The organism is Mesorhizobium sp. M0983 (assembly GCF_040318975.1).
GTDB lineage: Bacteria > Pseudomonadota > Alphaproteobacteria > Rhizobiales > Rhizobiaceae > Mesorhizobium.
Window position 1 is genome coordinate 88,020 of sequence record NZ_JAMYNH010000011.1, and the last position, 25,608, is coordinate 113,627.

The 25,608-nt window shown below is 62.5% G+C and carries 28 protein-coding genes and 1 pseudogene; 21 read left to right on the forward strand and 8 right to left on the reverse strand.

Annotation, left to right across the window (positions count from 1 at the left end):
• Positions 1-27: 27 nt before the first annotated feature.
• On the forward strand, positions 28-690 hold the full coding sequence (locus NKH71_RS20560) for a GntR family transcriptional regulator (RefSeq protein WP_023717262.1): 663 nt from the start codon (positions 28-30) through the stop codon (positions 688-690).
• 96 nt (positions 691-786) lie between these two features.
• A complete protein-coding gene (locus NKH71_RS20565; protein WP_023674477.1) occupies positions 787-1,044 on the forward strand; it encodes a DUF982 domain-containing protein in 258 nt (85 codons plus the stop codon).
• A 52-nt stretch (positions 1,045-1,096) separates the two neighbouring features.
• On the opposite strand, the gene NKH71_RS20570 is transcribed toward NKH71_RS20565, so the two are convergent.
• The 3 genes from NKH71_RS20570 to NKH71_RS20575 all read right to left on the reverse strand — a co-directional run bounded on the left by NKH71_RS20570 (position 1,097) and on the right by NKH71_RS20575 (position 2,423).
• Positions 1,097-1,255 carry a hypothetical protein gene (locus tag NKH71_RS20570; RefSeq protein WP_023717263.1) on the reverse strand — a complete coding sequence of 53 codons (159 nt, stop codon included), beginning with the start codon at positions 1,253-1,255 and terminating at the stop codon, positions 1,097-1,099.
• A gap of 123 nt (positions 1,256-1,378) precedes the next feature.
• A complete protein-coding gene (locus NKH71_RS33495; protein ID WP_502900406.1) occupies positions 1,379-1,618 on the reverse strand; it encodes an aldo/keto reductase in 240 nt (79 codons plus the stop codon).
• Complete coding sequence (locus NKH71_RS20575) at positions 1,503-2,423, reverse strand: aldo/keto reductase (RefSeq protein ID WP_502900407.1); 921 nt, start codon at positions 2,421-2,423, stop codon at positions 1,503-1,505. The genes NKH71_RS33495 and NKH71_RS20575 overlap by 116 nt, the downstream gene beginning before the upstream one ends.
• A gap of 279 nt (positions 2,424-2,702) precedes the next feature.
• On the opposite strand from NKH71_RS20575, the gene ppk2 reads away from it, so the two are divergent.
• Complete coding sequence (ppk2, locus tag NKH71_RS20580; protein ID WP_023717265.1) at positions 2,703-3,623, forward strand: polyphosphate kinase 2; 921 nt, start codon at positions 2,703-2,705, stop codon at positions 3,621-3,623.
• A 51-nt stretch (positions 3,624-3,674) separates the two neighbouring features.
• Here ppk2 and NKH71_RS20585 read toward each other — a convergent pair whose 3' ends face one another.
• From NKH71_RS20585 to NKH71_RS20595, 3 genes are all read right to left on the reverse strand, one after another.
• Positions 3,675-4,322 carry a dihydrofolate reductase family protein gene (locus NKH71_RS20585; protein ID WP_023717266.1) on the reverse strand — a complete coding sequence of 216 codons (648 nt, stop codon included), beginning with the start codon at positions 4,320-4,322 and terminating at the stop codon, positions 3,675-3,677.
• Between the two features lie 399 nt (positions 4,323-4,721).
• A complete protein-coding gene (hemB, locus tag NKH71_RS20590; RefSeq protein ID WP_023717267.1) occupies positions 4,722-5,753 on the reverse strand; it encodes a porphobilinogen synthase in 1,032 nt (343 codons plus the stop codon).
• 87 nt (positions 5,754-5,840) lie between these two features.
• Entirely contained in the window at positions 5,841-6,662 is an 822-nt protein-coding gene (locus NKH71_RS20595) for a DUF2066 domain-containing protein (RefSeq protein ID WP_352495302.1), read from the reverse strand.
• A 194-nt stretch (positions 6,663-6,856) separates the two neighbouring features.
• On the opposite strand from NKH71_RS20595, the gene NKH71_RS20600 reads away from it, so the two are divergent.
• The 16 genes and pseudogenes from NKH71_RS20600 (at position 6,857) to NKH71_RS20675 (ending at position 21,634) form a co-directional block, all read left to right on the forward strand.
• Positions 6,857-7,900 (forward strand): enoyl-CoA hydratase/isomerase family protein, encoded by a 1,044-nt coding sequence (locus tag NKH71_RS20600; RefSeq protein WP_352895305.1) that lies wholly within the window; start codon positions 6,857-6,859, stop codon positions 7,898-7,900.
• A complete protein-coding gene (locus NKH71_RS20605; RefSeq protein WP_023717270.1) occupies positions 7,897-8,319 on the forward strand; it encodes a DUF6163 family protein in 423 nt (140 codons plus the stop codon). The genes NKH71_RS20600 and NKH71_RS20605 overlap by 4 nt, the downstream gene beginning before the upstream one ends.
• Before the next feature lie 203 nt (positions 8,320-8,522).
• Positions 8,523-9,038 carry a transcriptional regulator LdtR gene (gene ldtR, locus NKH71_RS20610; RefSeq protein ID WP_023674486.1) on the forward strand — a complete coding sequence of 172 codons (516 nt, stop codon included), beginning with the start codon at positions 8,523-8,525 and terminating at the stop codon, positions 9,036-9,038.
• A gap of 336 nt (positions 9,039-9,374) precedes the next feature.
• Positions 9,375-10,628 (forward strand): L,D-transpeptidase family protein, encoded by a 1,254-nt coding sequence (locus NKH71_RS20615; protein ID WP_023717271.1) that lies wholly within the window; start codon positions 9,375-9,377, stop codon positions 10,626-10,628.
• Between the two features lie 295 nt (positions 10,629-10,923).
• Positions 10,924-12,237 (forward strand): serine hydroxymethyltransferase, encoded by a 1,314-nt coding sequence (gene glyA, locus NKH71_RS20620; protein WP_352789610.1) that lies wholly within the window; start codon positions 10,924-10,926, stop codon positions 12,235-12,237.
• Between the two features lie 68 nt (positions 12,238-12,305).
• Positions 12,306-12,884, forward strand: coding sequence for an invasion associated locus B family protein (locus tag NKH71_RS20625; RefSeq protein WP_352481232.1), 579 nt, complete (start codon positions 12,306-12,308; stop codon positions 12,882-12,884).
• A 153-nt stretch (positions 12,885-13,037) separates the two neighbouring features.
• On the forward strand, positions 13,038-13,547 hold the full coding sequence (gene nrdR / locus NKH71_RS20630; protein WP_023717275.1) for a transcriptional regulator NrdR: 510 nt from the start codon (positions 13,038-13,040) through the stop codon (positions 13,545-13,547).
• A 2-nt stretch (positions 13,548-13,549) separates the two neighbouring features.
• A complete protein-coding gene (gene ribD, locus NKH71_RS20635; protein WP_352789607.1) occupies positions 13,550-14,680 on the forward strand; it encodes a bifunctional diaminohydroxyphosphoribosylaminopyrimidine deaminase/5-amino-6-(5-phosphoribosylamino)uracil reductase RibD in 1,131 nt (376 codons plus the stop codon).
• Between the two features lie 30 nt (positions 14,681-14,710).
• Positions 14,711-15,328: a riboflavin synthase gene (locus NKH71_RS20640; RefSeq protein WP_352449304.1), complete on the forward strand. Its 618-nt coding sequence runs from the start codon at positions 14,711-14,713 to the stop codon at positions 15,326-15,328.
• Positions 15,329-15,458: 130 nt separating this feature from the next.
• Complete coding sequence (gene ribH / locus NKH71_RS20645; RefSeq protein ID WP_023717278.1) at positions 15,459-15,953, forward strand: 6,7-dimethyl-8-ribityllumazine synthase; 495 nt, start codon at positions 15,459-15,461, stop codon at positions 15,951-15,953.
• Positions 15,950-16,450: a transcription antitermination factor NusB gene (nusB, locus tag NKH71_RS20650; RefSeq protein ID WP_023717279.1), complete on the forward strand. Its 501-nt coding sequence runs from the start codon at positions 15,950-15,952 to the stop codon at positions 16,448-16,450. Before ribH ends, nusB begins: the two co-directional genes overlap by 4 nt.
• Positions 16,447-17,664 (forward strand): MFS transporter, encoded by a 1,218-nt coding sequence (locus tag NKH71_RS20655; RefSeq protein ID WP_023717280.1) that lies wholly within the window; start codon positions 16,447-16,449, stop codon positions 17,662-17,664. The genes nusB and NKH71_RS20655 overlap by 4 nt, the downstream gene beginning before the upstream one ends.
• Before the next feature lie 159 nt (positions 17,665-17,823).
• Positions 17,824-18,735: pseudogene (osmF, locus tag NKH71_RS20660) on the forward strand (glycine betaine ABC transporter substrate-binding protein OsmF).
• Positions 18,736-18,777: 42 nt separating this feature from the next.
• Complete coding sequence (locus NKH71_RS20665; RefSeq protein ID WP_352895306.1) at positions 18,778-19,944, forward strand: ABC transporter permease; 1,167 nt, start codon at positions 18,778-18,780, stop codon at positions 19,942-19,944.
• Between the two features lie 5 nt (positions 19,945-19,949).
• Complete coding sequence (locus NKH71_RS20670; RefSeq protein ID WP_023717282.1) at positions 19,950-20,888, forward strand: ABC transporter ATP-binding protein; 939 nt, start codon at positions 19,950-19,952, stop codon at positions 20,886-20,888.
• On the forward strand, positions 20,885-21,634 hold the full coding sequence (locus NKH71_RS20675; RefSeq protein ID WP_023717283.1) for an ABC transporter permease: 750 nt from the start codon (positions 20,885-20,887) through the stop codon (positions 21,632-21,634). The genes NKH71_RS20670 and NKH71_RS20675 overlap by 4 nt, the downstream gene beginning before the upstream one ends.
• Positions 21,635-21,659: 25 nt before the next feature.
• Here the strand turns inward: NKH71_RS20675 and NKH71_RS20680 are convergent, their stop codons facing one another.
• Entirely contained in the window at positions 21,660-21,893 is a 234-nt protein-coding gene (locus NKH71_RS20680; RefSeq protein WP_352481226.1) for a hypothetical protein, read from the reverse strand.
• 79 nt (positions 21,894-21,972) lie between these two features.
• On the opposite strand from NKH71_RS20680, the gene NKH71_RS20685 reads away from it, so the two are divergent.
• Both NKH71_RS20685 and NKH71_RS20690 read left to right on the forward strand, forming a co-directional pair.
• Complete coding sequence (locus NKH71_RS20685; RefSeq protein ID WP_352587782.1) at positions 21,973-22,473, forward strand: DUF2165 family protein; 501 nt, start codon at positions 21,973-21,975, stop codon at positions 22,471-22,473.
• Between the two features lie 253 nt (positions 22,474-22,726).
• Complete coding sequence (locus NKH71_RS20690) at positions 22,727-24,868, forward strand: sodium-translocating pyrophosphatase (protein WP_023717286.1); 2,142 nt, start codon at positions 22,727-22,729, stop codon at positions 24,866-24,868.
• A gap of 121 nt (positions 24,869-24,989) precedes the next feature.
• Here NKH71_RS20690 and NKH71_RS20695 read toward each other — a convergent pair whose 3' ends face one another.
• Positions 24,990-25,523, reverse strand: a complete 534-nt coding sequence (locus NKH71_RS20695; RefSeq protein ID WP_023717287.1) for an outer membrane protein assembly factor BamE — start codon at positions 25,521-25,523, stop codon at positions 24,990-24,992.
• Positions 25,524-25,608 lie beyond the last annotated feature (85 nt).

The window sequence follows — 25,608 nt, forward strand, 5'->3', positions numbered from 1 at the left end:
TGAACCGGCTCCAACAACGGAACGCCAATGTCGCAGATGCAGAACGTCGAAAAGCAGCTTCGCGAGATGATCCTCGGGCTCGAGATCGGTCCCGGCGAGCGGCTGACGGAGCGCTGGGTCGAAAGCCGCTTCGGCGCCTCGCGCACGCCGGTCAGGGCGGCGTTACTGCGGCTCGAGACCGAAGGCCTGATCTGCCGCGACGGCCGCGGCTGGACGGTCTCGCCCATCAATCTTGCCGAGCTGGAGCAGATCGCCGTCTATCGCGAGGCGGTCGAGGTCGCGGCAGTCAGGCTGACTTGTGCCTTGCAGGACAGGGGTGCCGTCGAAATCATCGAGGCGATGCTCGATTCCTGCGACGACCAGACGCCGCGCGAGGAATGGCATCGTGTCGGCATGGATTTTCATATCGAGCTGGCGCGCCTGTCAGGCAACGAGTTCCTGTTCAGAGCGGTTCGTGATGCGATGACGCGCCTGTCGCGCGCCCGCTGGCTCGAGGTTCGCGACGAGGCAGCGCTTGGCCGTGCCTGGGCCGAACACCATGACATTCTGTCGGCGGTGCGGGCCGGCGATGCCGACGGGGCCGCCTGCCTGCTTTCATCTCATATCGACGGTAGCCGCGACCGGCTGGTCACGTCGTTGCGCAACGACCGGCGCGGCCTGCGCGCCAGGGGATTTGCCGTCGTCGCTTGAGTGAGGATCGGCGGCCATTGATCACGAAAAAGGCAGATGAGCGAAGAAAGCTACTTTCGGTCTCGCTTCGCAAATGCCGATGGCGTAAGAGCGGCGATGGAAAACAACCGATTTGACACACCCGTGACCGTCAAGGGCGCGGCGGGAAGCAATCAGCTCTTGCGTACGGCCCGCGAGGCTTCCGACTACCTCCTCAACAATTGGCCCGGCAAGCGCAGCCCCAAGCACCGCGAAGCGCTGCAAGCCTGTCATGATGCGCTGGCCGGCGACAAGCCGGCCATGAACGCAAGACGGGCCTTCATTGCCGCCGCCCGCGAAGTGAACGTCTTCGTCAGCGACAAGGCGCCGGCCTGAGGCATAGCGGGGACTTGATCGAGACCCGGGCCGCCTGACAGGCCTGATATCATCACTCGGCCGTTTCGGTGTTGGTTTGGGACTCGCTTTCGCCCTCGGGCTTCGAGCGCTCCTTGGCCGCGACCTTGGCAGCCTGCTTTTCCGCCTTCTTGGCAGCCTTCTGCCGGTCGCGTTCCTTGCGTTCCTGACCGTAGTTCGGTGCTCGTGGCATATCGTTTCCTTTCATTGTGCTTGGCCTTTGCCTAGGAGCATTGGGCCACAAACACAACACCGCAAGGCACGATCGGCTCCATATCTCGTCGCAGTCCGGGGAGCCCCGCTTCAGGGCGTTTTTTCAGGCGCCGTCCCGGTCGAGGACGAGATCGGCGGGCCCGAACCGGTCCTTTGCCGTGAATTGCTGGTGCCAGTAGGGATAGAGCACGGGCGGCCTGCTGACCACGTCGAGGCGTGTGCGCTCCTCATCGCCGAGCACCAGGCTTGCAGCAGCGATATTGTCCTTGAAATGCGCTTCGGTTCGTCCGCCGATCACCAGCGAACTGACGGCGGGCCGGCCAAGCAACCAGGCAAGCGCCACCTGCGCTGCCGACACGCCGTGGTTCTTGCCGATATCGATCAGCACGTCGACGATCCGCCACAGCCGGTCCTCGTCGCGGATCGGGCGGTTCCGACCAGCCGCTGAGCTGGCGGGCGGTCGGCTGGTCACGGTGATATTTGCCGGACAGCAATCCGCCGGCGAGCGGGCTCCAGACCAGCACGCCGAGCCCCTGGTCGACCGAGATCGGCAACAATTCATACTCGGCCTCGCGGGCTTCCAGAGTGTAGTGGATCTGCTGGGTGACGAAGCGCGGCTGGTGATGACGGTCACTGATACCGAGCCCCTTCATCACCTGCCAGCCGGAATAATTGGAACAGCCGACATAGCGGACCTTGCCCTGCGCGACCAGCGTGTCGAGCGCGGCGATGGTTTCCTCGAGCGGTGTCAGGCCATCCCACTCGTGCAGGAAATAGATGTCGATGACATCGGTCCTGAGGCGCTTCAGGCTCCTCTCGCATTCGCGGATCAGATGATAGCGCGACAGGCCTTCATCATTGGGGCCTTTGCCGATCCGCATGCGCGCCTTGGAGGCGATCAACACGTCGCCCTTGCGCTTGCCGCCGAGCGCCTCGCCGATGATCTCCTCTGACACCCCGTTCGAATAAACGTTGGCGGTGTCGATGACGTTGATGCCGGCATCGATGCAAAGGTCGATCATCCGGCGCGCCTCGTCGAGATCGGTCTTGCCGACCGCCGAAAACGCGCCGCCGCCGCCGAACGTCATGGTGCCCATGGTCAGCGTCGAAACCTTCAGCCCGGAACGGCCGAGAGTGCGGTATTCCATGTCGTATCCTCATGATTTATCGGGAAAGGGCGTTTCAAACGACAGCCCTGAATGAACCGGGCATTTGTAGGATAATTCGTTCCGCTTGTCGCCCGTGTTGCAGGGCAACATCGATCACATCTTACGGATTGGACGCGCAGCCAGCGCAACAGCGGCTGCAATAAAACCGTCATTGCTGGCCTATACTAACATCGGTTCAGCGCTTCGATTTCCGGCCGCCGGGCCGGGCGGCAGAGCGCCTGACAGCGGCCGACACGGCCTGTAAGCGGAGCAGCGCAAATGACCGAGATAAAACAGAATTCCCCGGCCAGGGACTGGCTGGAAGCGGAACTCGCCGACACGCTCGACGAAGATTATGAGCTGGAAATCTCTGAGCCGGCGCTGTCGATGGAGATCGCCAAGATCTATAAGAATGCGCATCCGCCATCGATCGACCGCCTGCAATATTTTCGGGATCTAATCACGCTGCAATCCGAATTGATCAAGCTGCAGTCCTGGGTCGCCTATCACAAGAAGAAGCTCGTCGTGGTATTCGAGGGCCGCGACTCGGCGGGCAAGGGTGGCGTCATAAAGCGCATCACCCAGCGGCTCAATCCGCGCATCTGCCGCGTCGTAGCACTACCGGCGCCGACCGAGCGCGAGAAGTCGCAATGGTATTTCCAGCGCTACGTTCCGCATCTGCCGGCCGGCGGTGAGATCGTGCTGTTCGACCGCTCCTGGTACAACCGCTCCGGCGTCGAGCGGGTGATGGGCTTTGCCCAGCCGGATCAGGTCGAGGAGTTCTTTCGCGACGTGCCGGATTTCGAACGCATGCTCCTCCGCTCAGGCATTACGCTTGTCAAATACTGGTTTTCGATCACCGATGAGGAGCAGCAGATGCGCTTTTTGATGCGCATCCACGACCCGATGAAGCAATGGAAATTGTCGCCGATGGACCTCCAGTCGCGCGTGCGCTGGGAGCAGTACACCAAGGCCAAGGAAGAAACCTTCGCCCGCACCAACATCCCGGAAGCTCCCTGGTTCATCGTCGAGGGCAACGACAAGAAGCGGGCGCGGCTGAATTGCATCGACCATCTCCTCAAGCAAATGCCCTATGAGGAGGTGCCGCACGAGGAGATCACACTACCGGAGCGCGTCTTCAATCCCGAATACGAACGTCAGGTGCTGCCGCGCGAACTGTATGTGCCGGAGAAATACTGACTAAAGCAGCGAGGAGGGGCGCTGCCTCCGTGGGCAGCGCCCTGCAACAAGCTAGGCGCGCTCGATGATGACATGCGTGGCCTTCGGCGTCGCGACCTGCTCGCTGCAGCGGTAGCCGAGCTTGGGCATGTCGATGCCGGCAAAAAGGCTCTCGCCTGCGCCGAGCAGGACAGGTGAGATCGCCAGATGCATCTCGTCGATGAGCTTTTCCTTGAGATACTGCCGGATCGTAGAAACGCCACCGCCCAGCCGTACATCCTTGCCGTCAGCCGCTGCTTTCGCCTTCTCCAGCGCTGAGTGGATGCCGTCGGTCACGAAATAGAAGGTCGTGCCGCCCTCCATGACAATGGGATCCCGCTGATGGTGCGTCAGCACGAAGACCGGCACGTGGTATGGCGGATTGTCTCCCCACCAGCCTTTCCAGCTCTCGTCAGGCCACTCGCCGCGGATCGGCCCGAACATGTTGCGGCCGAGGATCCAGGCGCCGACATTCTCGAAGCTGCGCGCGGCGAACGCCTCGTCAGTGTCCGTGGTCCCGCCATCCTTGCCGAGAACCATCTTGCGGAAGGTGCGGGTGCCGAACATCCATTCGTGCAGGGCTTCCCCGCCAACACCCAGCGGGTTCTTCAGGTCTTGGTCGGGACCGGCGCCGAAGCCGTCGATCGACAAGGTGAAAGCGCTGACGCGAAGTTTGGACATGAGAGCCTCCTTGATAACCAATTGTGAGATGCACGCAGTTATCGGGTAGCTTAACTGATTGCATTTTGCAAGCGGTTTTTTGAATCGCCGGGGCCAATCGCTTCCAAATCATGTTGGAATGACCAATCTCAATGTTGGCGCCGCCCCTCATCCGCCTGCCGGCACCTTCTCCCCGTATAGTGACGGGGCGAAGGGGCTGGCCGCAACCTCGGCGATGTTTTTGCAACGCTGGAGATTGGCGAAATCTTTTGCGAACGCGTCTTTCTCCCCGTCACTATACGGGGAGAAATGCCCGGCAGGGCAATGAGGGGCAGCGCAAACCTGAAGCGATTGCCTGCGGTGGCCATGTCGCGCTTTGGACGAAGGAACGTTACTCGATGTGGGCGCTACGGAGGCGCATCACCCCTTCAGCATCTCAGCCACTTCCGGCGCGAAATAGGTCAGGATGCCGTCGCAGCCGGCGCGCTTGAAGGCCAGCAGCGATTCAAGCATCGCCTTTTCCCCGTCGATCCAGCCATTGGCGGCGGCGGCCTTGATCATCGAATATTCGCCCGACACTTGATAGGCGAAGGTCGGCATCTGCAACTCGTCCTTCAGCCGGCGGATGATGTCGAGATAGGGCAGGCCGGGCTTGACCATCAGCATGTCGGCGCCCTCGGCGAGATCCTGCTCGGCCTCGCGCACCGCTTCGTCGGAATTGGCGTGATCGATGTAATAGGTCTTCTTGTCGCCCTTGAGCAGGCCGGCGGTGCCGACCGCCTCGCGGTAGGGGCCGTAAAAGGCGGATGCGAACTTGGTCGCATAGGACATGATCGCTACATCCTGAAACCCATTGGCGTCCAGCGCATCGCGGATGGCACCGATCCGGCCGTCCATCATGTCCGAGGGGGCGATGATGTCGGCCCCTGCCGCCGCCTGGATGACGGCTGCTGCCGTCACCTGCTCCACCGTTTCATCATTGACGATAATGCCGTCGCGCAAGATGCCGTCATGGCCATGCGAGGTGAACGGGTCCAGCGCCGCGTCGGTGATGATGCCGATCTCCGGCACCGCGCGCTTGATGGCGCGGGTGGCGCGGTTGATGATGTTTTCCGGATCGAGGATGTGCGAACCGGTCTGATCGCGCAGGCCGAGCTCGACATTGGGGAAAGTGGCGATCGCCGGAATGCCAAGCTTAGCCGCGCGCTCAGCCTCCTTGACGGCGAGGTCGAGCGACAGGCGGAAGACGCCGGGCATGGCGGCGATCGGTTCGCGCACTTGTCTGCCGTCGACGACAAAGATCGGCCAGATCAGATCGTCGACCGAGAGCCGGTTCTCCTGGACAAGGCGGCGCGACCAATCGGCCTTGCGCATGCGCCGCAGCCGCCGGCTGCCGGTGATCTCGTCGACGCTGCGCGCGCCGGCAGGCTTTGCAGGGGTGAATTTGTTCATCGCCAAAACTCCGGATCGGGCGACTTTTACCACGAGCCTCCGCTGCTGACCAATGCGACACGATTGTGCCAGCGGTCCTGTCGGGCGCTATTCTGGTTGGCCATTGCCTGACAGGATCTGCGCAGCACCCCGCATGGCGACGCGGAATGCCTCGTCGAAGTTGACGCCGCGCACTTGCCACTTGTAGGTCTTGCCGGCCATGGCAAGCCGCCAATCGGCGATCCAGCCCAACTCCTTGTCGCTCCAGACTAGGCTGCCGGCCAAGAGCTCTTGGTTGCCGACAGTTCTCGCCAGCAATTCGGGTGAGAGCGCACGCACCTGTTCGAAAATCGCCCCGGTTTTTACCAGAGCGGCCTTGCTTGGAATGACGATCTTCATCGCCAACGGTCCGGCTGCCGATTGAAAGGACTCTGCCATATAGGGGCTTTCGTCTCCGTCGCTCGCCAAGACAAAATGCTGGCGTGCATCTTGCACAGCCAGCAGTACCGAGATGATCGGCCGCTCGCCGAGCCACGGCTTGCTGCCGAGCTCAGCAAGCACTTTATCGATCACCGGCGGCGTGTACTGGCAAGTGAGATCGTGCGGCCGGTCGTACGTGCCTTGATCATCATGGTTTGGAATACCTTCCATGCGATCGCGGTAGCGGAAGCTGCTGACGAAGCTGCCGGCCTTGTCGCGCAGTGCTGTCATCTGAGGTTTCGCCGGCAGGCGCTGGTCGCCGGATACCCGCACCAGCACTTTGTCGAGGCAGACCTTGAAGCCGGCCTGACGATGTTCTTCTCCCTGACCATTGACGATGGTTTGCGACTGGTAGAGTTCGGCGAGGCTTGTCGCCAAGGCTGGATGGCCAGCCAGGCAGGTGCCGATCAACCCGATTGCCATCAGCGCAGGGCGCGAAAATCGAATCATAGACGACGTCCCGTCGGTGCGCGTTGCAACGCGCCTGCCATGACTTTTTCGTCATTGCTGCCTCTAGCCATCGATTGTTAGCACCGGCGTCCGGTCCGGGCCAGAGGCTGCGCTGGCGTGCCCGCCATTGACGCGGCCATGCGCCACGCTTTAGCACTTCACTCCCGGCGGGGCGCGGGGAGGGTTCTCTGGCGATGGATTTTGGCGGAGGCGACGAGATTCGCTTCGAAAGATTGGGCAGGGCCGGCGTCGTCACGCTGACGCGGCCGCAGGCGCTCAATGCCGTAACCCACCGCATGGTCAAGGCGCTGGACAAGGCGCTGCGCAGCTGGGAGCGTGACGACGGCATTGATGTCGTTGTCGTCAAGGCCGAGGGCAGGGCGTTTTCGGCAGGCGGCGACATCCTTCATATCTATGAGGCCGGCCGGGCAGGAAAGCCTCCGGTCGATTTCTTCGCCGACGAATACCGGCTGAACGCCCGTATCGCCCGTTTCAAAAAACCCTATGTCGCGCTGATCGACGGCATCGTCATGGGCGGCGGCGTCGGCATCTCCTTCCATGGCTCGCAGCGGGTGCTGACCGAGAACGCCCAGTTCGCCATGCCCGAGGTCGGCATTGGCTTTTTCCCGGATGTCGGCGCCAGCCATCTGTTGCCGGATCTCGGCGGCAGCTTCGGCATGTATCTGGCGCTGACCGGCAACCGCATCCGCCATGGCGATGCTTTGTGGTCGGGCCTGGCCACGCATACGATCAGAGCGGAGGATCAAGCTGGCTTTCTCGACCGGCTGGCGGCAAGCGGCGACCCGGAATCGGTGCTGCGCGGCTGCTTCGTCCCGGCCAAACGCGAGACCGACATGCCGACGCTCGAAGCCATCGCCAGGCATTTCGCGCAGCCGTCGCTGGCCGATATCGTCGCCAGCCTGGAGCGGGCAGCCACTGCCGACGAGTTCGCGGCAAAGACGCTGGCCACCATCCGCACCCGGTCGCCGACCAGCCTGCATGTCGCCTGGCGCCAGATCAGAGCCGGGCAGACGTTGTCGATGGACGAGTGCATGAAAATGGAGTTCCGTATCCTCAACCGCATGCTTGCCGGGCACGACTTCTATGAAGGCATCCGTGCTGCCATCATCGACAAGGGCTCGACGCCGCAATGGCGGCCGGCAGGCATCGATAAGGTCAGCGCCGTCGACGTCGATGCCTATTTCGCACCGCTCGGCGGACGGGAACTGAAGTTGTGAGCGAGGCCGCCTCGAGACGCGTGGTGCTGCAGCCCTCGACGGTCGAGGTCATCTTCGCCTGGTTCCAGCGCGTCATCGCCGGCTACTGCCTGCTGTTCGGCATCTTGTACTGGATCCGGCTGATCGGCTTTTACCCCGGCCCCTTATGGCGCTTCGACCTGATGCCGGTGCACTGGCAGGTGGCGGCGGTGGTGCTGGCGGTGTTTTTTCCATTCGCCGCCGCCGGCCTGTGGATGCTGGCGTCCTGGGGGCCGGTGATCTGGTTCATCTGCGCGGTGACCGAGACGGTCATGTATGCCGGCTTCCCCGAGCTGTTCGGCCACCGGCTGCTGATCGTCGCCTCGCATCTTGCGGTGGCGCTGCTCTACATCGTATTCCGCGTGGTGATCTGGATCCAGAAGCGGCAGGCCCGGCGATAGCAATTCCGGTCAAGGATCGGTGGCTAAATCTTTAGGTTAATTATCCTTGCTCGGGTGACCGCCCGTTAAGCCTCTTTCGAAACCCCTTACCGGTAAGCTCTTGTTAGCCTTGGCGTTTAAGTCGAATTTTATGAGTATTCGATAGTGTCGTGATCAAGGTGAAGAACAAAAAATCACCGGGCGACAAACGAGAGGCAAAGACAATGATCAATTCGCGTCCGGCGGCGAAGACCGCCAACGTATCCGATGACCGCCGCGAGGCGATCCGTTCGCTGTACATGGAATCGCTGCAGTTGGTCGAACGGCTGCATCGCCGTCTGCTTGACGTGATCAAGGACGAATTCGACCGCAACGGCCGCTCCGACATCAACGCCATCCAGGCGCTGCTCCTGTTCAACATTGGCAATTCGGAGCTGACCGCCGGCGAACTGCGCTCGCGCGGCTACTATCTCGGCTCGAATGTCTCCTACAATCTGAAGAAGCTGGTCGATCTCGGCTTCATCAATCACCAGCGCTCGCGCATCGACCGCCGTTCTGTGCGGGTTTCGCTGACGCCGAAGGGCAATGAGGTGGCGGAGGTCGTCGCCGGCCTATATGAGCGCCATGTCGGCTCGATCGAGCAGGTCGGCGGCATCAACACCGAAGAGTTCAAGCAGATGAACCGCGCCCTCCAGCGGCTGGACCGGTTCTGGAACGATACCATCGCATACCGGATGTAATCGCACCCGCTGCATCAAGATCTGAAGCTGGACCACGGAAGCGCTCCCGCGGAGCGGACCAAAGGCCGATGCCGAAAAGCACCGGTCTTTCCGTTTCGTCAGGCCGGCCGATCCAAATTCGAGCAACAGCCACGTTGCCGCCATATTCCAGTGGAACCGAAGATGCGGGTGATGCTGGGGCCAAAGCCGTGCATTTGTCCTGTGCTCAAATCACTTCATGTGTTTTTACACCGAAGTGATGCGGGCCATGGTTGGCTAATTGTTAAGAAGCCAACTCTAGAGTGCGGGCGAGACCGCCCGGTAGGTTGAATTGTAGCAAGAATGTCTGGACCGCCCATGAGAACCAGCCGCCGTTTCTTCCTTTCAGGAGCCTCCGCGCTCGCAGCCGCTATGGTCGCCGGCCGCGCCAGTGCGCAGGATGTGATCGGGGATATCCTGAAATCCTCGGCCCGCGGCAATTGGGACGACCAGTTCGACGCCCGCCCCAGCCAGGGCGGCAAGGTGGCCTCGACGCTGCCGATCTTCAGCCTGCAGACCGTTTCGTTCACCGAGCAGGCGGTCGCGCAATACCAGAACATTGTCGCCCAGGGCGGCTGGGAGCCGGTTCCCGACACCAAGAAATTGCAGCTCGGCGTCGACGATCCGGACGTGGTCCCGCTGCGCAAGCGTCTGATGATTGCGGGCGATCTGGCGCAGAGCGCCGGCATTTCGACAGCCTTCGATTCCTATGTCGACTCCGCGGTCAAGCGCTTCCAGGCGCGCCATGGCCTGCCTGCCGACGGGACGCTGGGCCAATATTCTTATGCCGCGATGAATGTTTCGGCGCCAATTCGGCTCGGCCAGTTGCAGACCAATCTGCAGCGGCTGCGCGAGCGCGCCGGCACGCTGGGCAACCGTTACGTGCTGGTCGACATCCCGGGCGCCCAGATCGAAGCCGTTGAGAACGATCGCGTCGTGCTGCGCCATACCGCAATCGTCGGCAAAATCGACCGGCAGACGCCGATCGTCAATTCCAAGATCAACGAGATCATCGTCAATCCCTACTGGAACGCGCCGGTCTCGATCGTGCGCAAGGACATCATTCCGCTGATGCGGAAGGACCCCAACTATCTCAAGGACAGCCACATCCGTCTGTTCGCGCCGGATGGCAGCGAGGTTGATCCGCTGACCGTCGACTGGTCGACCGACGACGCCGAGAAGTACCGCTTCCGCCAGGATCCGGGCGCTGGCAACGCCATGGCCTCGGTCAAGATCAATTTCCCCAGCCCGGACGGCGTCTACATGCACGACACGCCGCAGCAGAGCCTGTTCGGCAAGATGATGCGCTTCGATTCCTCGGGCTGCGTGCGCGTCCAGAACGTGCGCGACCTCGTCACCTGGATTCTGCGCGATACGCCGGGCTGGAATCGCCAGCACTTCGAGGCGGCGATCAAGAGCGGCGAGAACGTCCCGGTGCAGGTCACCAATCCGGTGGCGGTCTATTTCCTCTACATCTCGGCCTGGTCGACGGGGCCGGGCGTGGTGCAGTTCCGCGACGACATTTACGGCCTTGACGGGGCCAACGAGCTGCAGATCACATCCGCGCTCTAAGCAGCTGAGCTCATTTGCAAAAGGCCGCCGCAAGGGCGGCCTTTTTTATTGTCGTCGTCGTTCTCTGAGCTTTGCGCATGATTCCGAAAATCGGCTCGCCACGGATCACATGCAAACCATGCGGCGCTGTTCAGGAAATCACGCGAAGCCCTGCTGTCGGCCGGCAGGCGAGGAAATAATGTGCTTTCAGGGCGCTGGCGCAATCCGGCCAGCAAATTTCGCGCAGCAAACGTGGCGGGCCGAAAGCAACTGTGTTAATGGCGCGACAGACCCCGAACCTTGAGGATTTCAGCCCATGGCAACAGCAGCGGCAGTGTCGAACAAATTCGAATCCTTCTTCGAAACCACGCTTGCCGATGCCGACCCCGAGATTTTCGGCGCCATCCGCAACGAACTCGGCCGCCAGCGCCATGAGATCGAGCTGATTGCCTCGGAAAACATCGTCTCGCGCGCCGTGCTCGAGGCGCAAGGGTCGATCATGACCAACAAATATGCCGAGGGCTATCCGGGCAAGCGCTACTATGGCGGCTGCCAATTCGTCGATGTCGCCGAGGAACTGGCCATCGAACGCGCGAAAAAGCTGTTCGGCTGCAACTTCGCCAACGTCCAGCCGAATTCCGGCAGCCAGATGAACCAGGCGGTGTTCCTGGCGTTGCTGCAGCCCGGCGACACCTTCATGGGCCTCGACCTCAATTCCGGCGGCCACCTGACGCATGGCTCGCCTGTCAATATGAGCGGCAAATGGTTCAAGGTTGTCTCCTATGGCGTGCGCAGGGAAGATCATCTGCTCGACATGGATGCGATCGAGAAGACCGCCCATGAGACCAAGCCGAAATTGATCCTGGCCGGCGGCACCGCCTATTCACGCGTCTGGGACTGGAAGCGTTTTCGCGAGATTGCCGATTCGATCGGTGCCTATCTGATGGTCGACATGGCCCACATCGCCGGCCTGGTCGCCGGCGGCGTGCATCCGTCGCCGCTGCCGCACGCCCACGTGGTCACCACCACGACGCACAAATCGCTGCGCGGCCCGCGCGGCGGCATGATCCTTTGCAATGACGAGGACATTGCCAAGAAGATGAACTCGGCCGTCTTCCCCGGCCTGCAGGGCGGACCGCTGATGCATGTCATCGCCGCCAAGGCGGTGGCTCTGGGCGAAGCGCTGAAGCCGAGCTTCAAGATCTACGCGGAGAGCGTCGTTGCCAATGCCAAGGCGCTGGCCTCCAGCCTGCAGGAAACCGGTCTCGACATTGTCTCCGGCGGCACCGACAATCATCTGATGCTGGTCGATCTGCGTCCCAAGAACGCCACCGGCAAGCGCGCCGAAGCTGCCCTTGGCCGCGCCAACATCACCTGCAACAAGAACGGCATCCCCTTCGATCCGGAAAAGCCTTTCGTCACCTCGGGCGTTCGGCTCGGCACGCCGGCCGGCACCACACGCGGCTTCGGCCAGGCCGAGTTCCGTGAGATCGGCAAGCTGATCACCGAAGTGCTGGATGGACTGAAGGTCGCCAATTCCGATGAGGGCAATGCGGCCGTCGAGGCAGCCGTGAAGGCCAAGGTGGCGGCATTGACGGATCGTTTTCCGCTTTATCCGTATCTTGGTTGACCGACGCTAGTGACCTCCATGTGCGGGACAATCCCGGTGCGACAGCAAGGCACCTGCGGAGAAGCTCAATGATGCCAACTTTCCGTTTCGCCGGCTTTGGTGCCTTGCTGGCATCGGCTATCTTGCAGCTGTCCGGCCTCGCCTTGGCACAGACCGAGCCGACCCCGGCAGCACCCAAGACAGAGACCTTCGGCAGGTGGTCCACCACGGTGGACGAGGTCAACACCGGTGAGGATGTGCGCAAGACCTGCGCCGCCTCGACGGTCTTTTTCGACGCAAACGGCACCAGCGGCACCCTTACGCTAGCCATCTCGAATGGCGACGTACTGCCGCCCGAGGGCTATCCGAGCCTCATCATCGCCGTGAGAAACGGTGACTTGCCTAAGGGCGACAACATCCCGGCGGTGTTCCGCGACGTCAACGACAAGATCAAGGCTGGTTTTCATCTTATCGCCGACGGCCAGTGGATAGTGAACAACAAGCCCGAGACAACCCTCGCCATACTGCGTGCCATGCGCCGTACCAGCGCCCTCGATGTCAGCTTCGCCGACAAGCCGGTCGCAACCATATCGATGGACGGCTTCACCAAGGCCTATCGCTATCTCGGCACGTCCTGCGGCTTCCCGACCGGCGACGTCGCTCCCTGATTGGCGGATTGCCGTCCAACTGATTGCCGCTCTCGCAATTTTCCTCGTGCCTCGCTATCTCTGAGACGCGATCGGTCATCGGCCATACTTTGCCATCGTGGCAAAAACCTCTAAGCCTTTCGCTCCACGAGAATCGCGAACCGAAGGCTCTCCATGCGCTGTCCCTACTGCCAGTCCGAAGATACGCAGGTAAAGGATTCGCGCCCCGCCGAAGACGGCGCGGCGATCCGCAGGCGGCGCGTCTGCCCGGATTGCGGCGGCCGCTTCACCACTTTCGAGCGCGTCCAATTGCGCGACCTCGTCGTGGTGAAGAAGTCGGGACGCAAGGTGCCGTTCGACCGCGACAAGCTGCTGCGCTCGGTCGAGATTGCGGTACGCAAGCGTAACGTCGACCCGGAGCGCATCGACCGCGCGGTGACCGGCATAGTGCGCCAGCTGGAAAGCTCGGGCGAGACCGAGGTCGCCTCCGGCGAAGTCGGCCGGCTGGTCATGGAGGCGCTTAAGTCGCTCGACGATGTCGCCTATGTGCGCTTTGCCTCCGTCTACCGCAATTTCCGCGAGGCCAAGGATTTCCACGACGTGTTGGGCGAGCTCAAAGGCGACGAGCTCAAAAGTGACGAGCCCAGGGGCAGAGAGCTGAAGAGCGAAGAGGACGCCGGCTGAGCATGGCAGGGTCCGAGCGCAGCACGGCGAAGCAAGAGGTCCTCGATCGCCGCTATATGGCGGCAGCCCTCAGGCTGTCGCGCAAAAATGCCGGCCGGACGTCGACCAATCCTTCCGTCGGCACGCTCATCGTACGCGATGACGGCGACGGGCCAATGATCGTCGGCAGCGGCGTCACGGCCGTCGGCGGCCGGCCGCATGCCGAAACCGAGGCGCTGGCCGAGGCCGGTGAGCTGGCGCAAGGCGCCACCGCCTATGTAACGCTGGAGCCTTGCGCCCATCACGGCCGCACGCCGCCTTGCGCCAATGCGCTGGTCAGCGCCGGCGTGGCGCGGGTGGTTGGCGCTGCCAGCGATCCGGACCCGCGTGTTTCCGGCAAGGGCTACGCCATCTTGCGTGCCGCGGGCGTCGAGGTGATGGAAAAAGTGCTGGCGGCCGAGGCCGCGGAGCAGATGGCCGGCTATTTGATTCGATCTCTGAAAAAACGCCCGGAAGTGATTCTGAAGCTTGCGCTTTCGAGCGACAATAAGATCGGCGTGAAAGGCGAGGGGCAGGTCTCCATTACCGGCGATATCGCGCGGCGCGAAGTCTATCTGATGCGCGCCGAAGCGGACGGCATATTGATCGGCATCGGCACCGCGCTGGAGGACGATCCGGCGCTGACGGTGCGGCTGCCGGGACTTGAGAACCGTTCGCCGGCGCGCATCGTGCTCGACCGCCAGATCAGGCTGCTGGAGACCTCGAAGCTGGTTTCCGGCGTCGACCGGGTCCCGCTCTATGTCGCCGCGTGTGCCGAGGCCGATCCACGTCGGCGGGCCGCGCTCGAACGCACCGGAGTGCGCTTCATCGGCACTGAGACGTATGAAGGCGATATTGCGCTGCCGGAACTGCTCGAGGATCTGGCGGCGCTGGGCATGGCGAGCGTGCTGGTCGAGGGCGGCGCCAAGGTGGCCAAGGCGTTCCTCGACGAACAACTCGTCGATCGCATCGTGCTGTTTCAGGGGCCGGATGCGATCGGCGAGGACGGCATTGCATCGCCGATAGATGCCAACCATATCCCGCCGGGATTTCGCAAATTGCGCGACATGCGTTTCGGCGAAGACACATATGCCGAATGGACAAGAGACATTTAGGACCGAACTGATGTTCACTGGGCCAAAGTAATGTTCACTGGAATCGTCACCGATGTCGGCACCGTCGCCGCCGTGAAGCCGCTCAGGGAAGGCGTCGGTTTGCGCATCGACACCGCCTACGATCCGCAGACCATTGCCATTGGCGCTTCAATTTCGTGCGGCGGCGTCTGCCTGACGGTAACGGGATTGCCGGAAGACGGTGCGAACGCACGCTGGTTCGAAGTCGAGGCCTGGGAAGAAGCACTCAGGCTGACGACCGCGATGGGCTGGAAATCCGGCACGCGCATCAACCTGGAGCGGGCGCTGAAGATCGGCGACGAGCTTGGCGGCCATATCGTGTCAGGCCATGTCGACGGAATGGCCGAGATCGTGGCCCGCAAGGAAGAGGGTGACGCCGTTCGCTTTACCCTGGAAGCACCGCGCGAGCTTGCCAAATTCATCGCCCCCAAGGGTTCCGTCGCGCTCGACGGCACTTCGCTCACCGTCAACAAGGTCGAAGGCACCCGCTTCGACGTGCTATTGATCCACCACTCGCTGACGGTCACCACCTGGGGCGAACGCCAGGTCGGCGACCGCGTCAACCTCGAGATCGACACCATGGCCCGCTACGCGGCGCGACTGGTGGAGGCGGCCAAAGAGGGACTTTGAGGCGATCGCCCATAAAGTCCATTCCCTGATGCGGCCGCCACCGGGTTGGCCTTGAACGTTCCTTCAGCAATCTTCCGCTTGCGATCAAACCGGCTTCGGCCTAAGTCACCGGCGATCCCCGGAGACATCTATGGCTGGCACATCCCAACACGGCAAAGCGTTCATCCGTCCGAAGAAGAAGGCCCACCTTCTTGTCATCGAGGCGCGCTTTCACGACGACCTTGCGGACGCATTGCTCGAAGGCGCGACCAGCGCGCTCGACGAAGCGGGCGCGACATACGATGTCGTCACCGTTCCGGGCTCGCTCGAAATCCCGGCGGTGATTTCCTTCGCGCTCGACGGTGCTTCCGAAGGCGGGACGAGCTATGACGGTTTCGTCGCCCTCGGCACGGTGGTCCGCGGCGACACCTATCATTTCGATATCGTCGCCAATGAATCCAGCCGTGCCCTGATGGACCTGTCCGTGCAGGATTCAGTCTGCATCGGCAATGGCATCCTGACCACCGAAAACGACGAACAGGCCTGGACACGGGCCAGGCGCTCCGAAGGCGACAAGGGCGGCTTTGCGGCGCGTGCGGCGCTGACCATGATCGCCCTAAAGGAACAACTGGGAGAGCGAACGTGAGCGAACCCGCTTCGCCCGGCCAGCCTGCGGTTCGCCATGCGAACAAGCGCGGTGCTGCCCGCCTGGCGGCTGTGCAGGCGCTCTACCAGATGGATGTCGCCGGCAGCGGCGTGTTTGAGATCACCGCCGAATACGAGGCGTTCAGGCTCGGCAAGGAAGTCGACGGCGCGCTCTATCGCGAGGCCGATGCGCAATGGTTTCGCGCCATTCTTGCCGGCGTTGTCGAGCACCAGAAGACCATCGATCCGATTATCCGCCAGGCGCTGACCGAGGACTGGCCGCTGTCGAGGCTCGATTCGACGTTGCGCGCCATATTGCGTGCCGGCGTCTACGAATTGATGAAACGCGAGGACGTGCCGGTGGCGGTCATCGTCTCCGAATATGTCGACATCGCCAAGGCATTTTACGAAGAAGACGAGCCGAAACTGGTCAATGCGGTGCTTGATCGCGTGTCGCGCCGCGTGCGTGGCGAGGGCCGCGGCAAGGACGCCTCATGACTGCTATCGTCGTCGTTGAGGCCGGCAAGGAAGCGCGTCGCACCGCTTTCATCCTCGCAGCCTCGCAGGCGATCATCGGTTCGGCGGCACCCATCGCCATTTCCATGGGCGGACTGGCCGGGCAGTACCTCCTCGAAGCCGACAAGTCGCTGGCAACCGCGCCGATCACCGGCTTCAATGTCGGCGTGGCGCTCGGTTCCCTGCCGGCCGCGGCGATCATCCGCCGGCTCGGCCAGCGCGACGGCTTCATGACCGGCACTGCGGTCACAGCGCTTGGCGGGCTGGTCGCTACGTTGGCGCTGTTTCATGCCAGCTTCTGGCTGTTCGCTTTCGGCCTTGCCGTGATCGGGATCGGCGGTGCCTTTGTCCAGCAATTCCGCTTTGCCGCCGCCGACAATGCTCCGCCTGAATTCAAGGCGCGCGCCATCTCCTTCGTGCTGGCCGGCGGCATCGTCACCGCCATACTTGGGCCGCAGATCGTCATTTTCACCGGCGACCTGTTCTCGCCGGTGAAGTTTGCCGGCTCGTTTGCGTCCATCCTGGTGCTGGCGGCGGTTGGCGCCGCCATCCTCTCTTTATTGCGCATCCCAGCCAAGGCAACCGAGAAGGTGGAAATCGCCGACAGCGACGCCCGGCCGCTCTTAGAAATCGTCACCAGGCCGCGCTTCGTCGCGGCGCTGTTTTGCGCCATCGGCAGCTACGCGCTGATGAGCTTCGTCATGACCGGCGCGCCACTGGCCATGGTCGGCTGCGGCCTTTCGACCGACGACGCCACGCTCGGCATTTCCTGGCATGTGATGGCGATGTTCGCGCCGAGCTTCTTCACGGGGTCGCTGATTTATCGTTTTGGCGCGGAGCGGATCGTGGCCATCGGCCTGGTGCTGCTCATTGGCTGCGGTATAGTCGCGCTGTCGGGGTTGGCACTGTGGCAGTTCTGGACAACGCTGATCCTGCTCGGCCTCGGCTGGAACTTCAGCTTCATCGGCGCCACCGCCATGGTGGCTGACAGCTACCAGCCATCCGAAAAAGGCAAGGTCCAGGGGTTCCACGATTTCGTCCTGTTCGGCTCCGTCGCCTTCGCCTCGCTGATGTCGGGCGCAGTCTACAATGCCTGGGGCTGGGAGATGCTGAACTGGATGATTTTTCCGGTCGTCGCGCTGTGCTTCGTGGCACTGGGCGTGTTGAAGATGACGGGCTTGCGTGCGGCCAGCTGACGCCACGCTGTCGGGACGAGACAACAGCGGATTCACCCAAATCCGAACAAAATTATTGCGTCCATCACCCTTCTTATGAAACCGTGTACCCCGACGGGGCATCGAAGCCATGCTCATATGCGGCAGCCATATTCCGGTTCACAGCAAGGGATTTGTGAGATGTTTTCAATCAAGGTTCTGGCCGGCACCGTGCTGGCGCTCGGCATCACGGTGGCCTCGGCGAGTGCCCAGGTGGTGGTGTCGTCGAAGATCGACACCGAGGGCGGCGTGCTCGGCAACATCATCCAGCTGGTGCTGAACGCCAATAATATCCAGACCACCGACCGCATCCAACTCGGCGGCACGCCTGTGGTACGCAAGGCAATTACGGCCGGCGAGATCGACATCTATCCGGAATACACCGGCAACGCCGCATTCTTCTTCGAGAAGGCCGACGATCCGGTGTGGAAGGATGCCGCTAAGGCCTAAGAGACTGCCAAGAAGCTCGATTACGACGCCAACAAGATCGTCTGGCTGTCCCCGTCACCGGCTAACAACACCTGGGCGATCGCCCTGCGTAAGGAGGTCGCCGATACCAACAAGCTCGTCACCCTTTCCGACTTCGGCAAATATGTCTCGGGCGGCGGCAAGGTGGTGCTGGCGGCGTCCGCCGAGTTCGTCAATTCGGCGGCCGCGCTGCCCGCTTTCCAGAAGACCTATGGCTTTACGCTGAAGCCGGACCAGTTGATCACGCTGTCGGGCGGCGATACGGCGGCGACCATTGCCGCTGCGGCCAACCAGACCAACGGCGCCAACGCGGCCATGGTCTACGGCACCGACGGCGGCATCGCGCCCTCCGGCCTCGTCGTGCTTGAGGACGACAAGGGTGTGCAGCCGGTCTACCAGCCGGCGCCGATCATCCGCGAGGCGGTGCTGAAGGAGCACCCGGAAATCGAGACGCTGCTGAAGCCGGTCTTCGCCAAGCTCGATCTCGTCACGCTGCAGGAGTTGAATGGCCGCGTCCAGGTTGGCGGCGAACCGGTCAAGGGCGTCGCCGAAGGCTTTTTGAAAAAGAACGGCTTCCTCAAGTAAGGCGATTCCGGCGCGCCGCTTTCGAGGTGCGCGGATCGGCCGATGGGGGAGGGCGTGCGCATCCGGTTTGACAAGCTCGGCGTGGTTATCGCGGCGATATCAGCCTATGCGGCTTTTGCGGCACCATTCGCCACGTTCCGCGCCAATCGCATCGTACCCGGCGAGGCGCGCTCGATCCTCGAATCTTTGCCTGCGGCGGTCGGTCCGCTATTGATGGCGATTGTTGTCGCAGCGGCGCTCATTGCATTGCTGAAAACGCCGCTTGCTCTGCGCCTCGCCGCCAGTGTGGTTCCACTTGCAGCGCTGGCGCTGCTGATCGGCGTTGCCGGCAGCTTCCTGACGCCCGCCGGCAACACCTTCGCCCGTATCTCGCCGGCTTCGGGCTTCTGGCTGTTTATCTTCGCCTTCACGCTTCTGCTCGCCGACGTGCTTACAAGGCTAAACCTGTCGCCGCAGGCACGCGTCGGCGTGCTTGTTGTCGCCGCAGCGGCGATCGGCCTGCTGCTGGTCTCGGGGAGCTGGAACAGCCTGTCGATCCTCAAGGAATATTTCAATCGCGCCGATAGTTTTTGGGCGGAAGGCTCCAAGCACGTGACGCTGGCGCTGGGTTCGCTGGCGGCAGCAGTGATTATCGGCCTGCCGCTCGGCATCCTCTGCCACCGCGTCGAGAAATTGCGGGCCGGCGTGCTCAACGTGCTGAACATCATTCAGACCATTCCTTCGATCGCGCTGTTCGGCCTCTTGATAGCACCGCTCGGCTGGGTCGCTTCGCATGTGCCGGGTGCTGCCGCGCTCGGCATTCGCGGCATCGGCACGGCGCCGGCTTTCGTCGCCCTGTTCCTCTATTCACTGCTGCCGGTGGTGGCCAACACCGTGGTCGGCCTTGCCGGTGTGCCGCGTGCCGCCAACGACGCAGCGCGCGGCATGGGCATGACCGACCGCCAGCGGCTGTTCGGCGTCGAGTTTCCGCTGGCTTTACCGGTGATCCTCACCGGCATTCGCATCGTGCTGGTGCAGAATATCGGCCTCGCCACCATTGCCGCGCTGATCGGCGGCGGCGGCTTTGGCGTATTCGTATTCCAGGGAGTCGGCCAGACGGCGATGGACCTGGTACTGCTCGGTGCCGTGCCGACGGTGGCGCTGGCCTTCGCCGCCGCCATCATCCTCGATGCAGTGATCGAAATGAGCGCCAGCAAGCGCAGGGTTTAAACGGCATGATCGAGATCGAAGGCATCACCAAGCGCTACGGCGAGACGACAGTGGTCGACGACGTGTCGATAGTAATCGAGCCGCGCAGCATCGCCGTCATCGTCGGCACCTCCGGCTCCGGCAAGACGACGCTGCTTCGCATGATCAACCGGCTGGTCGAGCCGACATCGGGCGTGATCAAGCTCGACGGCGTCGACAACCGCTCGGTGCCTGATTATGAGCTGCGTCGCAGCATCGGCTATGCCATCCAGGGCCACGGTCTGTTTCCGCATCGCACGGTGGCACAGAACATCGCCACTGTGCCGGTATTGCTCGGCTGGGACGCCAACCGCATCAAAGCCCGCGTCGACGAGCTGATGACGCTATATCAGCTCGACCCGCAAGCCTACGGGCCACGCTATCCGCATGAGCTTTCCGGCGGCCAGCAGCAGCGCGTCGGCGTCGCCCGGGCGCTTGCCGCGGAACCCAACGTGCTGTTGATGGATGAGCCGTTCGGCGCGCTCGATCCAATCATCCGCAACAAGGCGCAGGACGATCTGCTGGCGATCCAGAAGCGCTTCGGCACCACCATCATCCTAGTCACCCATGACATGGAAGAGGCCGTTCACATGGGCGACAAGATCGCGGTGATGGATGGCGGCAAAGTAGTGCAATATGCCGCGCCGGCCGAGATACTGGCGAAACCGGCCAGCGCGTTTGTCGAGACCCTGGTTGGCGCCAGCGAAAAACCGTTCCGGCTGTTATCGCTTGGCCGGGTGCGCGACGCGGTGGAAAAAGGCACGGCCGAAGGCGAGGCGATCCCCGGTGATGCCAGCCAACGCGACGCGTTGGCCGAACTCCTGTGGTCGGGCCGCCCGGCACTGCCCGTGAAAGATACTGATGGCAAATCGCTTGGCCGCGTCACTGTGGATGGACTGGTTAAACGCGCGGCGAGGCCGGCATGAAAGCCTGGCTTCCATCACTGCTCAGGCTTGCCCTGGTGGTGCTGCTTATTGCCTTCGTCACCAATCCCGGCTGGTTCGAACCGCTGCTGAAGCCGCTGACAGAGAACAACGCGCCGGTAATCTACAATCAGGGCAGCCTTTTGACGTTGACGCTGCTGCATCTGCGGACCGTCCTGATCGCAACGGTTGCCGCGACGATCGTTGCGGTCGCGCTCGCCATTCTGGTCACCAGGCCAGCCGGCGCCGAATTCCTGCCGCTGTCGCGCAGCCTGGTCAATATCGGCCAGACCTTTCCGCCGGTGGCGGTGCTGGCGCTTGCCGTGCCGGCCGTCGGCTTCGGCGAAAAGCCGACGCTGATTGCGTTGTTTCTCTATGGCCTGCTGCCGATCTTCGAGAACGCGCTGACCGGCCTGACGACGCTGCCGGCCAATGTCGTCGAGGCGGCGCGTGGCGCCGGCATGACCGGCTGGCAAAGGCTGGTCAAGGTCGAACTGCCGCTCAGCGCGCCGATCATCCTCGGCGGTATCCGGCTGTCGGTGGTGATCAGCCTCGCCACCGCGACCATCGGCTCGACAGTGGCGGCGAGGACATTGGGCGAGGTGATCATCGCCGGCCTGCTGTCGAACAACCTCGCCTTCATCCTGCAGGGCGGTCTGATCGTCGCCGCCCTTGCCGTGCTGATCTATGACGGGCTGTCGGCGATCGAGCGCTACACGGGCCGGCGCATGGGGCGCGAGGTGGAGTAGCCCCTCGGGGCAAAGCTCGCTTCTTTCAAAGGCCACTCGAACGCGCCGGATGATCGAGCGTCAGTTCGAGCGTGGTGCCCGTCTCGCTGGCGATCCAGCGGCGGCGGATGATGGCGAAATCGTGCTGTGTGCCGGCTCTAACCACAGAGACTAAGTCGCCCACCGCGCAATAGCTGTCGAGATCGAGGGTTTCGAGAATCGCGGCAATGTCTTGCTTCCCGGCATAATGTCTCGCGACAGTCGTGAGCACTATGATCACTGGTCCCCCCGTTGCGCGATCTTCGGGACTCGGCGATTGATGAGTGCGATGCCCCGATCTTTCAGCAGGAGTTCTTGCCATGACCGCGCGTTTCTCCAAGATCGTCATGTGTTTGTGTCTGGCGGCTTTCGCCTTCCTTGTCGCCTTCGGCAACATCACCGATTACGGCTCAAACTTCGCCTTTGTCCAGCATGTGCTGAGCATGGACACGACCTTTCCCGGCAACGCCCTGATGTACCGCTCGATCACCAACCCGTCGCTGTGGACGGCGGGCTACTGGCTGATCATCATTGGCGAGGCGCTGACCTGCTTGCTCTACCTAGTCGCCGCCTGGCGACTCTGGCAGGCGCGCAACGCCAGCGGACAGGCATTCAACGATGCCAAGAAGTTCGCCATCATAGCCGCCACCATGGGTTTCCTCGTTTGGTATTTCGGCTTCATGGTCGTTGGCGGCGAGTGGTTTGCCATGTGGCAGTCTTCGACATGGAATGGTCAGGAGGCGGCGTTCAAATTCTACATGACAATGCTGGTGGTGCTGATCTTCGTCGTCCAGCCGGACGGCGACCCGCGCAAAGTTTGACGGCCGTTCGCCGATTTCAATCGATCTAATCGGATGGCAGTGTCGAAAGGCGCGCTGCCGTCCAGCCTTTTGGATGAAACCCGGGATGTTTTGAGCGAAAACCGGACAAAAACCGAACAATATCTTGACGTTCCGAGCCCTGTTTCGCATAAGCCGCTGCGAAGGGACGGATTCCGGTTGCGGAAAATTCGTCCCCTGTCTCAACGGCCCGGGGAGGGGTTCTTTTGGGCCACCAATCGAGGAAAATTCGGCAATGACCATACTTTCAGCTGTCATCGCCTGCGGTCTGCTTTCAGTCCTTTACGCCATCTGGGCGACACGTTCGGTCCTCGCGGCCGATCAGGGCAATGCACGCATGCAGGAAATTTCCGCGGCCATCCGCGAAGGCGCGCAAGCCTATCTGGCGCGCCAGTACACCACAATCGCCATCGTCGGCGTCGTGGTCCTGCTGCTCGCCTGGTGGCTGCTTTCGATCACCGCCGCCATCGGCTTCCTGATCGGCGCCGTTCTATCGGGCGCCGCTGGCTTCATCGGCATGCACGTCTCGGTGCGCGCCAATGTGCGCACCGCGCAGGCGGCTTCCAACAGCCTCGCTGCCGGCCTCGAGATCGCCTTCAAGTCTGGGGCTATCACTGGCATGCTGGTTGCTGGCCTGGCCCTGCTTGGCGTCTCGATCTATTACCTGATCCTGACCCAGTTCATGGGCCTTCAGCCCGATGACCGTGTCGTCATCGACTCGTTGGTTTCGCTTGGCTTCGGCGCCTCGCTGATTTCGATCTTCGCTCGTCTCGGCGGCGGCATCTTCACCAAGGGCGCCGACGTCGGCGGCGATCTCGTCGGCAAGGTTGAAGCCGGCATTCCCGAAGACGATCCACGCAATCCGGCCACCATCGCCGACAATGTCGGCGACAATGTCGGCGATTGCGCCGGCATGGCCGCCGATCTGTTCGAGACCTATGCGGTGACCGTGGTCGCCACCATGGTCCTTGCCGCCATCTTTTTCGGTGGCACCGCCGTTCTCGGCGCGACCATGCTCTATCCGCTGGCCATCTGCGGCGCCTGCATTCTCACCTCGATCGCCGGCACCTTCTTCGTCAAGCTCGGTTCCAGCGGCTCGATCATGGGCGCTCTCTACAAGGGCCTGATCGTCACCGGCCTGCTGTCAATTGTCGGCCTTGCCGTCGCCACTTCGGCATGCATCGGCTGGGGTGAGATCGGCACCGTCGCCGGCATGGCCATCACCGGCACGAACCTGTTCATCTGCGGCCTGGTCGGCCTTGTGGTGACAGGCCTCATCGTGGTGATCACCGAATATTATACCGGCACCAACAAGCGTCCGGTGAACTCCATCGCCCAGGCCTCGGTCACCGGTCACGGCACCAACGTCATCCAGGGCCTGGCGGTCTCGCTCGAAGCGACGGCGTTGCCGGCGATCGTCATCGTCGGCGGCATCATCTCGACATACCAGCTCGCCGGCCTCTACGGCACGGCGATCGCGGTGACGACGATGCTTGGCCTCGCCGGCATGATCGTCGCGCTCGATGCCTTCGGCCCAGTCACCGACAATGCCGGCGGCATTGCCGAAATGGCCGGCCTGCCCAAGGAAGTGCGCCAGTCCACCGACGCGCTCGACGCTGTCGGCAACACCACCAAAGCGGTAACCAAGGGCTATGCCATCGGGTCGGCCGGCCTCGGCGCGCTGGTGCTGTTTGCGGCCTACTCTAACGACCTGAAGTTCTTTGCCGCCAATAGCGACAAATACCCATACTTCCAGGGCATGGGCGACGTCTCCTTCGACCTCTCCAATCCTTATGTCGTCGCCGGCCTGATCTTCGGCGGCCTGATCCCGTATCTGTTCGGCGGCATCGCCATGACCGCCGTCGGCCGCGCCGCCGGTGCTATCGTCGAGGAGGTGCGCAAGCAGTTCCGCGAGGATCCGGGCATCATGGCCGGCACCTCGAAGCCGAACTATGCGCGCGCCGTCGACCTTCTGACCAAGGCAGCGATCCGGGAGATGATCGTTCCATCACTGCTGCCGGTGCTGGCGCCGCTGGTGGTCTATTTCGGTGTCCTCCTGATCTCCGGTTCGAAGGCATCCGCCTTTGCCGCGCTCGGCGCCTCGCTGCTCGGCGTCATCGTCAACGGCCTTTTCGTTGCCATCTCGATGACCTCCGGCGGCGGTGCCTGGGACAACGCCAAGAAGTCGTTCGAAGATGGTTTCGTCGACAAGGACGGCCTCAAGCACCTCAAGGGCTCCGAAGCACACAAGGCCTCTGTGACCGGCGACACGGTCGGCGATCCCTATAAGGATACTGCTGGGCCGGCGGTCAACCCGGCGATCAAGATCACGAACATCGTCGCGCTGCTGCTATTGGCCGTGCTCGCGCACGGCTAAGCTCGGTCGCCACGGCTCAAGACAAAAACCCGCGGGATCGCTCCCGCGGGTTTTCATTGCCTGAGATGTGCCGCCGCTTACAGGGAAGCGAAAAGAAAAGAAGCCGACACCGTCGAGTGGATCAGGTGCCGCCGAGCGTACTGCCGCCGCTGGCGCCCGGAACACCAGGCGTCAGCTTGCTGGCGCCACTGATGATCTGGCTGAGGAAGTTCTGGTCCTTGCCGCCGGTCGGCGTGGTGCGCGAGATGAAGTCAAACACCTTGCCGTCCTTCAGGCCGTAATTGGCGATCTGGGTGACGCGCCCGTCATCGCCAAAATAGACCGCCAGCACATGCTGGTCGACTAGCCGCGGCTTGTCGAAGGCGACATATCGCTTGCGCGTCTGCGAAATGTAATAAAAGGCCTCGTTGTCGAAGGTCGCCTTCGTCGAGGGAGTGCCGAGCGCCAGCAGCACCTGTTCGCGGCTCGAGCCGACCGGCACCAGGTCGATCGCCTGCTGGTCGATGACGTAGCCCTGCGTCAGCGTCTCGCTCGGATTGAGATCGCCGATCATCTTGGACGAATTGCAGGCGGAAAGCGCCGCAGCGATCACCAGCAGCGAAACCGCACCGGCGGGCCTAGGCAGGAAAGTCGACTTGAATTTCAGCGCGCGCAACTACAACTCCATAAGCTGGCCGCAACTTGCGCTGGGCCGCAAAACCGGTAAACCAGCTTGCTTGCCGATGCAACAAGGCCACTTC